This window comes from Halomonas litopenaei (genome assembly GCF_017303055.1).
Lineage (GTDB): Bacteria > Pseudomonadota > Gammaproteobacteria > Pseudomonadales > Halomonadaceae > Halomonas > Halomonas litopenaei_A.
Genome location: NZ_JAEKJT010000003.1, coordinates 246,210 through 260,852, shown reverse-complemented (window position 1 = coordinate 260,852; position 14,643 = coordinate 246,210). Strand labels below are relative to the sequence as shown.

13 protein-coding genes are annotated in these 14,643 nt (G+C 62.7%); 10 read left to right on the top strand and 3 right to left on the bottom strand.

Annotated elements, in window-relative coordinates:
* Positions 1-121 precede the first annotated feature (121 nt).
* Positions 122-847 (bottom strand): YbaY family lipoprotein, encoded by a 726-nt coding sequence (locus JF545_RS05265; RefSeq protein ID WP_206939971.1) that lies wholly within the window; start codon positions 845-847, stop codon positions 122-124.
* A 234-nt stretch (positions 848-1,081) separates the two neighbouring features.
* On the opposite strand from JF545_RS05265, the gene purE reads away from it, so the two are divergent.
* Positions 1,082-1,603 carry a 5-(carboxyamino)imidazole ribonucleotide mutase gene (gene purE, locus JF545_RS05260; protein ID WP_206939969.1) on the top strand — a complete coding sequence of 174 codons (522 nt, stop codon included), beginning with the start codon at positions 1,082-1,084 and terminating at the stop codon, positions 1,601-1,603.
* A gap of 55 nt (positions 1,604-1,658) precedes the next feature.
* Positions 1,659-2,774 (top strand): 5-(carboxyamino)imidazole ribonucleotide synthase, encoded by a 1,116-nt coding sequence (locus JF545_RS05255; RefSeq protein WP_206939967.1) that lies wholly within the window; start codon positions 1,659-1,661, stop codon positions 2,772-2,774.
* 130 nt (positions 2,775-2,904) lie between these two features.
* Here the strand turns inward: JF545_RS05255 and JF545_RS05250 are convergent, their stop codons facing one another.
* Positions 2,905-3,927 carry a YeiH family protein gene (locus JF545_RS05250; protein WP_206939965.1) on the bottom strand — a complete coding sequence of 341 codons (1,023 nt, stop codon included), beginning with the start codon at positions 3,925-3,927 and terminating at the stop codon, positions 2,905-2,907.
* Positions 3,928-4,151: 224 nt separating this feature from the next.
* On the opposite strand from JF545_RS05250, the gene JF545_RS05245 reads away from it, so the two are divergent.
* The gene (locus JF545_RS05245) at positions 4,152-5,087 is read left to right on the top strand and encodes a LysR substrate-binding domain-containing protein (protein ID WP_206939963.1); all 936 of its coding nucleotides are present in this window, start codon (positions 4,152-4,154) and stop codon (positions 5,085-5,087) included.
* A 69-nt stretch (positions 5,088-5,156) separates the two neighbouring features.
* On the opposite strand, the gene JF545_RS05240 is transcribed toward JF545_RS05245, so the two are convergent.
* Positions 5,157-5,957: a TraX family protein gene (locus JF545_RS05240; RefSeq protein WP_206939961.1), complete on the bottom strand. Its 801-nt coding sequence runs from the start codon at positions 5,955-5,957 to the stop codon at positions 5,157-5,159.
* Between the two features lie 256 nt (positions 5,958-6,213).
* Between JF545_RS05240 and JF545_RS05235 the strand changes: the two genes are divergently transcribed.
* From JF545_RS05235 to JF545_RS05205, 7 genes are all read left to right on the top strand, one after another.
* A complete protein-coding gene (locus JF545_RS05235) occupies positions 6,214-7,173 on the top strand; it encodes a LysR family transcriptional regulator (protein WP_206939959.1) in 960 nt (319 codons plus the stop codon).
* Positions 7,174-7,343: 170 nt separating this feature from the next.
* Positions 7,344-7,919, top strand: a complete 576-nt coding sequence (locus tag JF545_RS05230; protein WP_206939957.1) for a TRAP transporter small permease subunit — start codon at positions 7,344-7,346, stop codon at positions 7,917-7,919.
* Positions 7,916-9,238 (top strand): TRAP transporter large permease, encoded by a 1,323-nt coding sequence (locus tag JF545_RS05225; RefSeq protein ID WP_206939955.1) that lies wholly within the window; start codon positions 7,916-7,918, stop codon positions 9,236-9,238. Before JF545_RS05230 ends, JF545_RS05225 begins: the two co-directional genes overlap by 4 nt.
* Before the next feature lie 273 nt (positions 9,239-9,511).
* Positions 9,512-10,570, top strand: coding sequence for a twin-arginine translocation signal domain-containing protein (locus tag JF545_RS05220; RefSeq protein ID WP_206939953.1), 1,059 nt, complete (start codon positions 9,512-9,514; stop codon positions 10,568-10,570).
* A gap of 66 nt (positions 10,571-10,636) precedes the next feature.
* On the top strand, positions 10,637-12,016 hold the full coding sequence (locus tag JF545_RS05215; RefSeq protein WP_206939951.1) for a glutamine synthetase family protein: 1,380 nt from the start codon (positions 10,637-10,639) through the stop codon (positions 12,014-12,016).
* Positions 12,017-12,060: 44 nt separating this feature from the next.
* The gene (locus JF545_RS05210) at positions 12,061-13,446 is read left to right on the top strand and encodes an aldehyde dehydrogenase family protein (RefSeq protein WP_206939949.1); all 1,386 of its coding nucleotides are present in this window, start codon (positions 12,061-12,063) and stop codon (positions 13,444-13,446) included.
* A gap of 7 nt (positions 13,447-13,453) precedes the next feature.
* A complete protein-coding gene (locus JF545_RS05205) occupies positions 13,454-14,632 on the top strand; it encodes an iron-containing alcohol dehydrogenase (protein ID WP_206939947.1) in 1,179 nt (392 codons plus the stop codon).
* Positions 14,633-14,643: the final 11 nt, after the last annotated feature.

The following is a 14,643-nucleotide window of genomic DNA, read 5'->3' as shown; positions in this document are numbered from 1 at the left end:
TCGAGTGACAGGTTTTCCCAGCGTGACGACAGCGCCGTGCCTCAGGGCACGGCGCTGTCGTTGTGTCGTGGCACACGCTGTGTTGTGGAACCGCTAGGCCAGATCCGTACGGGGGCCCGCGTTACTGGGCTTGAGCGCTGTCGCTGCCTTCAGTAGGGGCTGTCGCATTAGGGGCTGTAGCATCAGGGGCTGTCGCATTGCCGCCGCCGGCGGCCGCTGCCCCCTGGCTGGGTTCCTGCATGCCAGCTGCTTGCTCGGCCACCGCGTCGGCCTGCTCAGCGGCCTGCTTCTCTGCGGCGGTGGGCTCATCACCGCTCGACAGCAAGGCCTCCTGGGCTTGCTGCATGCTTTCACTCTGCGCGTTGCCATCGGCTCCCACCGGTTGGAGCACGATGGACACCGGAGGCTGGTCGGCGTCTGGGCCGACCTCGACCGGGTTGGCTTGGGTGCTGGTCCAGATCAGCTGGCCGTCGTCGCCCCGGATTTCCCCACGCAGGCTATGGGTGTGACGTTCGCTGACATCGTTGGTGTCATAGCTCAAAGAGAAATCGGTGGGCGCCTGGCGGTCGATCGAGACCGTGGTCTCGGCAATGGTCTTGGCCGGTGCGTCGGCCAGGGCCACATCGTTAAGAAGAACCTTCACGTCAGCGCCCTGTGGCAGTGTCTGCCCGGTTTCGGCAAAGCTGACGGTACCCTTGAGGGTCATCTGTGTGGCCTGCTCGGCGCTGGCCTGCTGGCTGGTCTCGGCACTGCTCTGGGAGCTGCTGGCGTTGCTCTGGCTATCGTCGCAACCGGCCAGCGCCAGGCCAGATGTTAAGGCGGCGATAAGCAGCAGGGTCGGTTTCATGGCTCTCTCCTTGGTGAGCGTGTCGTCCTAATAGACGCTGTGACATTGGCGATGACAGAAAAAAGTAGCAGACCAATGCGCAGTCAGAATGAATGTTGCTGTCGCTGGCTGACGACGTCTGTATCGGGAGAGGTATCGCTCCCTCGGCTCTGCTAGACTATGGCGCTTCCCGATTGTTCCCTAGTCGCGGCGATTTCTTTGCTGCGGCACCGTCGTTTCTTCGAGGAGTTGCCGATGTCATCCACCTCCCCAGCGCCCCGGGTCGGCGTGATCATGGGTTCCAAGTCTGACTGGCCTGTCATGGAGCACGCCGTCACCATGCTGGAGCGCTTGGGCGTGAGCTATGAAACCCAGGTCGTCTCCGCGCATCGGACGCCGGACCTGTTGTTCGACTACGCCAAGAGTGCTGCCGAGCGTGGCATCCAGGTCATCATCGCTGGTGCAGGAGGCGCGGCCCACCTGCCGGGCATGGTGGCGTCGCAGACGGCATTGCCGGTGCTGGGTGTTCCGGTTGAATCCAAGGCGTTGAAAGGGCTGGACTCGTTGCTGTCGATCGCCCAGATGCCAGGTGGCGTAGCGGTGGGTACGCTGGCGATCGGCAAGGCTGGCGCGACCAACGCGGGGCTGCTGGCGGCTCAGATCGTCGGGCTTGCCGATAGCGCGGTGCGTGATGCGGTAGAAGCCTTCCGCGCCGAGCAGACGCAGACGGTGCTGGATAACCCTGATCCCCGTCCGCCGGAAGCTCGCCAGGGCTGAGCGTGGTAGGCGCCCCAACCCTTGCACGACCGTCGTAAGAGCATAGGAGCAAGTCATGAAGATTGGTGTTCTCGGGGCCGGACAGCTTGGCCGCATGCTGGCGCTCGCCGGCTACCCGTTGGCCAACCGGTTCCGCTTTCTCGATACCACCGGGAATCCCAGTGCCGGCATCGGTGAGGTGATGATCGACACCGACCAGAAACATATTCAGAGCTTTCTCGAAGATGTCGACCTGGTCACCTATGAGTTCGAGCATCTGCCAGTCTCGCTGGTTCAGGCGATCGAGGCAGAGCGGCCGGTCTATCCGGGCAGCGAAGCGATTCGCGTGTGTCAGAACCGGGCCGAGGAAAAGGCACTGTTTGATCGCCTGGGCATTCCCACTCCCGCCTATCGGTTGGTAGACAGCGCAGAGGCGCTGGAGGCCGCCGCCAAGGAACTGGGGACTCCGGTGGTGGCCAAGTCCATCACCGAGGGCTACGACGGCAAGGGGCAGGCGGTGCTCAAGCAGCCAAGCGACGCTGCAGACGCCTGGTCGCGCATCAACCACCCGCGGCTGATCGTCGAGTCCTTTGTCGACTTTGTTCGCGAGGTATCGATCATTGCCGTGCGCGGCCGTGATGGACAGGTCGTGTTCTATCCCATGGCCGAGAACGTGCACGTCGACGGCATCCTGCGTTACTCGCTGGCGCCCATGCCCAACCTGGATGACAGTGTTCAGCATACTGCCGATGAGTACATTCGTGCGCTGCTGGACGAGCTGGACTATGTCGGCGTGCTGACGCTGGAGCTGTTTCAGTGTGCCGACGGTAGCCTGTTGGCCAACGAGATGGCGCCACGGGTCCATAACTCCGGTCATTGGACCATGGACGGTGCGGTCACCAGCCAGTTCGAGAACCATTTGCGCGCCATCCAGGGCTTGCCGCTGGGCGATACCAGCGCGCGTGCTCCCACCTGCATGGTCAACGTGATCGGTCGTGAGCCGGACCCGAGCCAGGTGCTGGCCATGCCCGATGCCCATCTGCATCGCTACGACAAGAGCGAACGAGCAGGCCGCAAGCTGGGCCACATCAATCTGGTGGCCGCCGATCATGCGACCTTGCTGGATCGTGTTCGCCAGTGCGCAGCGCTGGTACCCGATGCCCCTGAGGTGCGCTTCAGCTTCGAAGACTGAGCGCAGGTTGCGTGGCAGCAAGCACAGCGGGCCCCTTCTGGGGGCCCGCTGTCGTTTGTGCTGCTTGTACTGTTTGTACTTAGCCGCTGGCGGTCAGACGCTTGGCCGCTATCCAGGATGATGGGGCCGCTCACCCCATCAACACGGCGCTGGCCAGGCCACCGCCGACCACCAGCAGCACGAACAGGATCAATGCCAGCAGGAAGGGCTTGATGCCCAGCGCCTTGAGGCGTGATATCCGGGTATTGATGCCCAGCGCCGCCATGGCCATGGTCAGCGCGATCTGACCACCAAGCACCAGCGCAGCATGGAGTGGAGCCGGCAGGCTGATGACACTGTTGACCCCGACCATGACGATAAAGCCCAGAGCAAACCACGGAATGACCAGCTTGGCTTTCTCGACCTGACCGCCGGCCTGTCCATCCAGCGTGGCGGCGTCTGCTTCACTGGGCTGGCGTAGCCACCACTGGCCGACGATCAGCAGGAAGGGGACCAGCAGCATGACCCTGACCAGCTTGACAATGACCGCATTGGCCAGCGCGTCCGGGCCGACCGCGTCGCCCGCGGCGACGACCTGAGCGACTTCATGAATGGTGGCGCCGATATAGACGCCGAACAACCCTTCCTCCATGCCCAGCCACGGGTACAGCAGGGGATAGGTCAGCATCGCCAGAGAACCGAACAGAACCACGGTGGCCACCGCCATGGACGCAGCGGCAGGCCTGGAGCGGATGGTAGACTCGGTGGCGAGAACCGCCGCCGCCCCGCAGATGGCACTGCCTGCGCTGGTCAGCAGGGTAGTTTCTCGGTCCATGCCGAGCACCCGGGTGCCGATCTGATAGCCGCTCACCAGTACGGCAGTAATCACCAGTGCATCGAGTAACAACACCTTGGGACCGAGTCCTACCACCTGGGCAAAGGTCAACGATAGCCCGAACAGCACGATGCCACCGCGCAGCAGCCAGCGGGTGGCAAACGCCAGTCCCTTGTGGGAAGACTCCAGGGTACGCCCCAACGGCAGGTTGCCCACGATGATACCCAGCAGCAGGGCGAACACCAGCGGACTGATCCCCGTGTCACTGATGCCTGGCAGGCGGCTGATCACCTGGCCGGCCAGTGTGAGTAGGGCGCATAGTACCAATCCTTGCCACATGATCCTGACCTCCTTTCATTATTGTGCTGGCATCGATACTTCTGCGAGCGGCACGGGAAGGCGTGCCTCATCTGGCTACCGACGTCAGCTTTGCTCTGATGGGGCCATTCTAGGCTTTGATATATCTTTTGATTATCGTGTAATAACGAAACCGGTTATAAGTAAAACCGATATAAGAGCAGGCGGCGTTTGCGAGGCTCCTGATCACGCAGTGAGAGGTCATCATGTCCCACCCTACCCATCAGCGATCACGCTCGCGCATCACCTTGCGCCAGCTGGAAGTCTTTGTAACCGTCGCCAGACTGGGGACTGTCAGCGCCGCTGCTCGACAGCTAAGCCTTTCTCAATCGGCCACGAGCCAGGCGCTGGCCGATCTGGAGCGGCAGCTTGGCGTGGTGGTATTCGAGCGTCCCGGGCGTAGACTCAGCCTCAACGATATGGGGCATCGTCTGTTGCCCAGAGCCGAGCAGTTGCTGGATGAGCTTGATGACCTGGTCGCCGCAGCGGTAGAGCCAGGGGATGTGCTGCACGGTAGCCTGGCGATTTCTGCCAGTGCCACCATCGGGACCTACCTGCTGCCGCCCCTGGCCGGTGAGTTCGGTGAATGGCATCCCGGTGTCGATCTGCGACTGCGCCTGCGCAATACCGGCGAGGTCATTGCCGAGGTGCAGCGTTTCGATGCGGACCTGGGATTGATCGAGGGGCGCTGCCATGAACCGGGCCTGGCCAGTGAGGTGTGGTGCGAAGATCACATGGTGGTGGTCTGCGCGCCTGGGCATCCACTGGTGGAAAAGGGCCGCATCTCGGACGTGGATCTGGCCGAGCAGCCCTGGATACTGCGTGAACTGGGCTCTGGCTCCCGGGAGGTGCTCGAGGCAGCGGTGCTTCCTCGAGTGGCCAGACTGAAGGTGCGGATGGAGCTGGGGCAGCACGAAGCCATCAAGCAGGCCGTCGCGGCCGGCTTGGGCCTTGGCTGTCTATCACGCTTGAGCGTGCGTGGGGAGCTGGAGCGGGGCGACCTGGTCGAGCTGGCCCATGACCTGCCATTGACGCGCCACTTCTCGCTGGTGTGGCATCCGGACCGCTACCGTAGCCCGGCATGGCAAGCCTTCAAGGTGTTTCTGGTGGAGCACAAGGATCGCGTCATTCACCGTCGCTGATTCAGCCTCGTCACGCAACTTGCGATGACGGGGCAATTGAAGCGAGCAGGCTAGCCACCCCGTGGCGATCTACAGGATCTGCGCATTGCCATTCCACAGCAATATGGCCGCGATCACCGCGAAGTGAGCGGGATACCACGCCAGCCACATCTTTCTCGGCATGGTCACAGAGGGGGCTCGGACCAGGCGGCTGGCACCGGCAGCCAGCAGCAGGACCAGCAGCACGGTGGCTACCGTCACCGACTTCGCCATGTCAGAGGAATTCATCAGGCCGGCCACTGCCAGCAGCGGCAGGCAGCCTGCCACGGCCAGCAGCCGCGATGGGATATCGTCGTCGGCGCGATGCAACTGACCGATCGCCAGCATGAAGAAGGGAACCAGCAACAGCCCCTGGTGGCCGTACTCCACCCAGAAGCCGGCGAAGTACCATGCCAGCGCAATGCCCAGGGTCTCCAGGGCGAGGCGTGGATAGCCCAGTTCGCCGCCGTCCTGGCGCCGGGTCAGTTGCTCGAGCCAGTGACCCGCCATCAGGCCAAGGGCCAGGGTAAAGCAGATGTTGAGCTGGAAGATCGCTTCACGTGGCATCAGCTGGTAGGGAAGCTGGGCGAGCAGACCGATAACCATGACTCTGCGGGCGTAGCGTAGGGGATCTCGGGTGTTGAACAGACCATGCCAGGCCACCATGCCGGCGAACAAGGGAAAGGCGATGCGACCGACACTCGAATCGATCCAGCCCATATGCCAGGCATCAGTGGCCAGGTAGCGGGCGACATGATCCAGGGTCATGGTGATCAGTGCAATCCACTGTCCCCAACCGGTCCAGGCGGAAGACGGGCGCGACGCGTAGCCGGCGTTGGTGGCGAGGTTCATCGGACATCCCTGTTGTTCGCGATGTCAGGATAGACTGATGGACGTCCCACAAGTTCCAATACGGCACATTTTAGCCGTTGGGAGCTGCACGGGTCAGGCATCCGAGCGGCGCGCCTCGCAGCGGCTCGTCGGGGCAGGCCTTCATGCAGTGGCACCTTTGGACGTCACCGCCGGTGAAGAGCAGGATAAGATGGGGTGCATGACGGCAGGCGCTGCGTCACAGGGACAATAACAAGACAACCCTTCAGGAGTTGCCATGAAGAATGGCTTCGGTTTCGATCTGCGCAGTATGGAAATCTTCGTCGAGACGCTGGAACGGGGCAGCCAGAGTGCCGCCGCGGAAGCGCTGGGGTTGACCCAATCCTCGGTATCCCACTGTCTGGCGACCCTGGAAGAGAGCCTTGGACTGACGCTGTTCGAGCGTCGCTCACGTCCTTTGGAGCCGACCAGCGCTGGGCGGTTTTTCTATGACCGGGCGAGACGGCTGCTGAGTGAAGCCAGGGATACGCGCCGCGAGCTGATTTCCGGCGCCTTTGGCCAACTGCATCAAATGCGGCTGGCACTGGTCGACTCGTTGGCCACCGCCGTGGGCAAGCCCTTGATCGACCTTATCCGGCGACACACCCGGGACTATACCCTGACCACGGGGCTCTCCCACATGCATGGTCACTCACTGCTGACCCGACATGTGGACGTGATCATTTCGGATGATCGCCTCGAGAATTATGACGGCCTGGAGCGCCACAGCGTGCTGGTGGAGCCTTTCGTGCTGGTCCTTCCGGCCGACTGGTCAGGCCCTGCCGACAATTTGCGCTGGCTATCGCGTCAACTCGATCTGGTGCGCTATGTCCCGCAGTCATTGATCGGGCAGAGCATCGAGCGCCATCTGCGGCTGTCTGGCGTCGAGCTGCCGGCGCGTCTTCATCTGGACAATACCTGTGCCTTGCTCAAGGCGGTCAGCGATGGTGTCGGCTTTACCGTGACGACGCCGTTGTGCCTGTACCAGGCGGGTCTTGACCAGCTCAGGGTGCGGATCGAGCCGCTGCCCCTATCGCCGCTTAGCCGCACGCTGACGCTGGTCGCGCGACGGGATGAGCTGGGAGGCCTGCCTGGGCAGCTGGCCCGTGACGCACGGCGTTTGCTGGACACTGGCTTTCGCCGCACCCTGGCAGCCGAGCTGCCCTGGGTAGACGCACAGATCACGACGACGTCGTGACGTTCCCCGCGGGGTGATCCGTCCTGGTGCGTCGAGGTCCTCACGATGCGCCAAGCGGTGGCAATATCGAAAGCTTCGATAGTGCGGGTGTCGTTGAAGTCGATGCAACTGGCGAGGTTGGTCTGGCTGAACCAAGACTCATGAGATTCCTCTTGAGTCCGGGAGACCCCATGCCGGCAGCCATTCGTCTCTACGTTCGTTACGTCGACCGCTTCAACCGGCGCATCGGGCGTATCGTCATGTACCTGATCTTCGTGATGATAGGTGTACTGCTGTATGCCTCGCTCTCGCGCACGCTGTTTGACCGGCCGCTGCTGTGGGGCGTCGAGGTCTCGCAGTTTCTGATGGTGGCCTACTTTCTGCTGGGCGGTGCCTATTCCATGCAGCTCGATGACCACGTGCGCATGGATCTGTTCTATACCCGGCTGTCCCCTCGTGCCAAGGCCATGAGTGACGTGCTGACGATGCTGTTGCTGCTGGTGTTTCTGGGCACACTACTGGCTGGCGGCATCTCCAGTACCAGCTATGCGATCAAGTACGGCGAGACCAATTACAGCTCCTGGGCGCCGCCACTGGCACCCATCAAGACCATCATGACCGTCGGTGTGGCCTTGATGCTGGCCCAGTGTCTTTCCACCCTGTTCAAGGATGTCGCCGTGCTGCTCGGGCGACCGCTGGAGGAGAGTGAAGGGGAGAAGGATGCCAGGGAAGGCAAGAACCGCAAGGACGGGGAGGGCGACCGATGAGCTACGAAATGATCGCCCTGACCATGTTCTCTTCCATGATGCTGCTGCTGCTGACAGGACAGCGGGTGTTCGGCGTGATTGGCTTTGTCGGCGCGGCAGCCGCCTTGGTGCTGTGGGGCGACGGCGGCATGGAGATGCCCTTCAGTGCCGCCATTCAGCTGATGAACTGGTACCCGCTGTTGACCCTGCCGCTGTTCATCTTCATGGGATACATGCTGTCGGAATCGGGCATCGCCTCCGAGCTCTACGAGATGTTCCACGTGTGGATGGGGGGGCTGAGAGGGGGGCTGGCGGTGGGCACCATCGGTCTGATGGTGGTGGTCTCGGCGATGAATGGGCTGAGTGTGGCCGGTATGGCCATCGGCGCCACCATTGCCCTGCCGGAACTGCTGCGACGGGGCTACGACAAGGTCATGGTCACCGGCGTGATCCAGGCTGGCAGCTCGCTGGGCATATTGGTACCGCCCAGCGTGGTGCTGGTGCTCTACGGCATGATTGCGCGCCAGCCGGTCAGCCAGCTATGGCTGGCCGGGGCGATACCCGGCTTGATCCTGGCGGCCATGTTCGTGGCCTATATCGTCATCCGCTGTCGCTTGCAGCCGAGCCTGGGGCCGACCCTGCCGCCGGAAGAACGCAACCTCTCCACCGCTGACAAGTTGAAGCTGTTGCGCGCCGGCATCATGCCATTGGCCATCTTCTTTTTCATGACCGGCCTGTTCGTGATGGGAGTGACCAGCCTGGTAGAAAGCGCTGCGGTAGGGGCGCTGTCGGCCACTCTGGCTGCCCTGATCAAGGGACGCTTGAATCGCGCCGTCATCGAGACCACGGTGCGCCGCTCGCTGGGCATCACCTGCATGTTCATGTGGATCATCCTGGCGGCCTTGTGTTTTGGCGCGGTGTTTGATGGTCTCGGCGCGGTTCGTGCCATCGAGTCTGTATTCCTCGAGGCCTTTGGCCTGACCCCCTGGCAGATCCTGGTGATGATGCAGCTGTCCTACATCCTGCTTGGCATGTTTCTCGATGACACCGCCATGCTGGTCATCGTGGCCCCGCTTTACGTGCCGCTGGTCATCAGTCTTGGCTTCGACCCGATCTGGTATGGCGTGCTCTACACGATCACGGTGCAGATCGCCTACATGACCCCGCCCTTCGGCTACAACCTGTTCCTGATGCGGGCCATGGCACCGCCGGAGATCAGCCTGGGGGATATCTACAAGAGCGTGTGGCCGTTTGTCGCCATCATGTTGGCGGGCCTGGCGCTGATTACCGCCTTTCCCCAGCTCGCACTGTGGCTCCCCGAGCTGTTCCGGGATTACTGAGCCTGGGCGAAAGCAGCGACCGGACCTGCATTGCCAGGGTCTATCGCGCACCGGCCAGCGGCGACGAAGGTGCGCCACAAGGCATGTTAGGCCGGATGCCGGATGCCGGATGCCGGATGCCGGAGCGAGCGAAGGATAGCGCAACATCGACAACAAACAGGACACGAAAAACGGCAGGAGGCCGGGCAACACACCGACAGGTGCAATGAGTCACAGCAGTACCCGATGGCATCACCCCTGACCACAACAATCGACAGAGTAGGGAGAGATCCAATGACCAACCGTCGCGACTTCTTGAAAAAGGCCGGTGTCGCTACCGCCGCTACCGTGGGCGCAGGCACTCTTGCCGCGCCCTATGTGCATGCCCAGTCGAAGACGCCGATACGCTGGCGTCTGCAGACCTATGCGGGGCCAGCGCTGGCGGAGCATGTCATCAAGCCTTCCATTGATGCCTTCAACAAGGCCGCCAATGGCGAGATGGAAATCGAACTGTATTTTTCCGATCAGCTGGTCCCCACCGGGGAGCTGTTCCGGGCCATGCAGAGAGGCACCATCGACGCCGTGCAGAGCGATGATGACTCGATCAATGCACCGGTGGACGTGTCGGTGTTCGGCGGCTATTTCCCGTTTGCCTCGCGTTACAGCCTGGATGTACCGACCCTGTTCAACCACTACGGTCTGAAGGAAATCTGGGAAGAGGCCTACGGCGAGATCGAGGGCGTGACCTGGCTCGGCTCGGGCAGCTGGGATCCCTGCAACTTCGTCACCCGAGAGCCCATTCGCAGCATCAAGGACCTCGAGGGCAAGCGGGTGTTTACCTTCCCCACTGCCGGGCGCTTCCTGACTCGCTTCGGGGTGGTGCCGGTGACCCTGCCCTGGGAAGACATCGAGGTCGCCATGCAGACCCGCGAGCTTGATGGCATCGCCTGGGCGGGCATCACCGAGGCTTACACCGTGGGCTGGGCGGATGTCTCCAGCTACTACCTGACCAACAACATCTCGGGCGCCTGGGCGGGGTCCTACTTTGCCAACAGCGAACGCTGGAACGAGCTCCCGGATCACCTGAAGACGCTGTTCAGGATGTGCATGGACAGCTCTCATTACTATCGTCAGCACTGGTACTGGTGGGGTGAAGCCCACTACCGCACCAAGGGTGGCAAGCTCGAACTGACCTCCATCCCGGAAGAAGAGTGGCAGACCATCGAGGATGAAGCGCTGGGGTTCTGGGATGAGATTGCGGCCCAGAGCGAGCGCAATGCCAAGGTGGTGCAGATCCTCAAGGACTACCGCCAGACCATGCAGCAGGCGGGCCCTCCCTATCGCTACAGCTGATATGAGGCAGTGCAGGCCGGCCTGCGGGCCGGCCCTTCATTCCTTCGCCCATGAGGAGGGTGATCGATGTCAGGACTCAACCCGAGGGACGTGCGCACGGCAGAGGATGCTCGGCGCGTGGTCGAAGCGCGCAACCTCAGCCACGTCAAAGTCGGCTTTCTCGACCTGGACGGGGTCATGGTCGGCAAGTACATGCAGCGTGACAAGTTCTTCGCCGCGCTGGAGGGGGGCTTTGCCTTCTGTGATGTCGTGCTGGGCTGGGACAGCAAGGACGAGCTGTACGACAACACGCGCTTTACCGGCTGGCATACCGGTTACCCCGACGCCCAGTTGAGGCTATTGCCGGAGACCTGCCGCGAGGTGCCCTTCGAGGGCGACATGCTGCTGTTCATGGCGGAATTCACCGAGCGGGCCGAGGCGATCTGTCCCCGCGGGCTGCTGCGTCGAGTGCTGGCCCGGGCCGCCGACATGGGATTCAAGGTGCATGGATCGCTCGAATATGAGTTTTTCATGTTCCAGGAGACGCCTGAGTCGGTGCGCGAGAAGGGCTTTCGTCAGCTGCGTCCCCTGACGCCCGACATGATGGGCTACTCGATGCTCAGAAGTTCGGTCCACGCCGAGCTGTATCACGAGTTATTGGCCTTGTCGGAACGCATGGACTTCCCCATCGAGGGGCTGCACACCGAGACCGGGCCAGGAGTGCTGGAGGCGGCCATTGGCGTCGACGAAGCCCTGGCTGCCGGTGACAAGGCGGCGTTGTTCAAGACCTTCACCAAGGTCTGGGCTCAGCGGCGTGGCCTGATGGCCACCTTCATGGCCAAGTGGTCGCCGGACTATCCCGGGCAGAGTGGGCACATCCACCTGTCGATGACCCACCTGAATGACGGCCAGTCGGCCTTCTATGACGGTGAGGCCGAGTACGGCATGAGTGCCATCCAGCGTCATTTCGTCGCCGGACAGCAGCGCCTGATGCCAGAGTTCCTGGCCATGTTCGCGCCTACCGTCAATAGCTACACCCGCCTGATACCTGGTTTCTGGGCGCCGACAGACGCCACCTGGGGGGTGGAAAACCGCACGACGGCGCTGAGGGTCATTCCAGGCAGCGCCAAGTCTCAGCGCGTCGAATATCGCCTGGGTAGCGCTGATGCCAATCCCTATCTGGCGCTTGCCGCGGCAGTCGGCGCCGGCCTCTATGGGATCGAGCAGCAGCTTGAACCCGACACGGCGGTCACTGGTAACGCCTACACACTGGATCACCCGGAGCATCAGGCGCTGCCTCGAACACTGTGGGACGCAGCGCAGCGGCTAAAGGGATCAGCCCCGGCGCGGGCGCTGTTCGGTGACGACTTCGTCGAGCACTTCGCGGCCACCCGAGAATGGGAAGAGCGCGAGTTCCGACGTCATATCACCGATTGGGAGCTGGATCGCTATTTCGAAATCATTTGACGCGGATGCCCGGCATCCCGCCCATCGACTGACGAGAGAACCGCATGGCCATTCAACAGACCCTATCGCCGGTGGACGGCTCGGTGTACGTAGAACGAGAGCAGGCCGATGCCGAGCATATCGAGCGTACCCTTGCCCTGGCGACCGATGCCCAGAAGCGCTGGCGTGACGTCAGTGTGGAACAACGCTGCCGTCTGGCCAGCGCCATGGTGGATGCCTTTATCTCCCGGCGCGATCAACACGTGGAAGAGCTTTGCTGGCAGATGGGGCGGCCCATCGCTCAATCGGGAGGCGAAATCGGCGGTTTCGAGGAACGTGCCAGGGCCATGATCGAGATGGCGCCTGGGGCGCTGTCTCCCCTCAGGCTAGGCGACAAGCCGGGGTTTACTCGCTACATCCGCCGCGAACCTCTCGGCGTGTCACTGATCGTGGCGCCCTGGAACTTTCCCTACATGACGGCTGTAAATGCGGTGATCCCGGCGCTGCTTGCCGGAAACGCGGTGATCCTCAAGCACTCGGCCCAGACCCCGCTGTGCGCAGAGCGCATGGTGGAGGCCGCCCGGGAGGCGGGTATCGAGGAGGGCGTCTTTCAGTTCCTGCACATGAGTCACGCCGACGCCGAGCAGGTGATGGGAGATCCACGCATTGCCCACGTCTCGTTTACCGGGTCGGTCGCGGGTGGGCGCACCGTGGAGCAGGCAACGGCGGGGCGTTTCATTGCGACAGCGCTGGAACTGGGAGGCAAGGATGCGGCTTACGTGCGTGGCGATGTCGACCTGGACAGCGCAGTGGATGGTGTCATGGATGGCGCCTTCTTCAACTCAGGCCAGAGCTGCTGTGGCATTGAACGCATCTATGTCGAGCGGGCCATCTTCGATGATTTCGTCGCGCGCGCCGTGGCCTGGCTGAAGCAGCTCAAGCTCGGTAATCCCACCGACCCCGCCACGACCCTGGGGCCCGTGGTCAAACCTGCTGCCGCGGATTTTGTACGTGGCCAGGTAGAAGCGGCGGTCGCTGCCGGCGCACGTGCCTGGATCGATCCTGGCGACTACCCGCTGTCTCGGCCAGGTAGTGCCTATCTGGCGCCGCAGCTGCTGACGGACGTCGATCACTCCATGGCGGTGATGCAGGAGGAGAGCTTTGGCCCGGTGGTCGCCGTCATGCCCGTCGATAGCGACGACGAGGCCATTGCACTGATGAATGACTCCGCCTTTGGCCTGACCGGCGCGATCTTTACCCGCGACCTGGAGGCCGGTGAGGCACTGGCGGCCCGCCTCGACGTCGGTACGGCCTTCGTCAACCGCTGCGACTATCTGGATCCCGAGCTCGCCTGGACGGGAGTCAAGCTATCAGGACGCGGTTGCTCGCTATCGCGCCTGGGCTTTGACAGCCTGACCCGGCCCAAATCCTTCCATCTCAAGCATCCCTGAGGTCACCATGAGCGATATCAGCCGCTTTACCACCAGCTGGAATTATCCGTCCTCGATCCTGACCGGCGCGGGGCGTATTCGAGACCTGCCGCAACAGTGCCATGAGCTTGGCATGCATGCACCGCTGCTGGTGACCGACCCTGGACTGGCGGCGCTGCCGATGGTGGCGGATGCCCTTGAACACTGTCGATCGGAAGGACTCCGGGTCGGGCTGTTCAGCGAGATCAAGGGCAATCCGACCGGTGCCAATGTCATCGCTGGCGTGGATGCCTTTCGCGAGGGGGAGCATGACGGCGTGATCGCCTTCGGCGGCGGTTCCGGGCTTGATGCCGCCAAGGCGGTGGCCCTGATGGCCAATCAACGTGACGGCCTGTCGCTGTGGTCGCTGGAGGACATCGGCGACAACTGGAAGAATGCCGATGCCAAGGCCATCGTGCCGGTGGTAGCGGTACCTACCACCGCGGGCACCGGCTCCGAAGTGGGACGTGCCTCCGTGATTACCGACGAGGCAGAGCACGTCAAACGCATCATTTTTCACCCTGGCATGGTACCGGCGCGGGTGATCCTTGATCCGACCCTGACCGTCGGACTGCCTCCTGCGGTGACCGCAGCGACCGGTATGGATGCCCTGTCCCACTGCCTGGAAGCATGGTGCGCGCCAGGCTACCACCCCATGGCGGAAGGCATCGCGGTGGAAGGCATGCGGCGGGTACGAGACTTCTTGCCGAGGGCCTATGCTCATGGCGATGACCTGGAGGCCCGCCTTAACATGCTGGTGGCCTCCAGCATGGGGGCGACGGCCTTTCAACGAGGGCTGGGGGCAATGCACGCCCTGGCGCATCCTCTGGGAGCGCTCTATGACGCGCATCACGGCACCCTTAATGCCATCCTGATGCCCTATGTGCTCAAGGCCAACGAGCGCGCCATCGGCGAGCCCATGGTCCGCCTGTGTCGCTATCTGGATCTGCGCCAGCCCAGCACCGCCAGCGCCATCGATTGGGTGCTGGAACTGCGCGAACGATTGGCGATTCCTCATGATCTGGCGGCTATCGGTATCGACGATTCACAGGCCGACAAGGTCGCCGAAATGGCGGTGGTGGACCCGTCTGCGGGATCCAACCCCATCGCCTTCACGGCCGAGGACTACCGTCGGGTCTTTCTGGCGGCCCTTGAGGGCAGACTCTAGCGGCCGGCCTC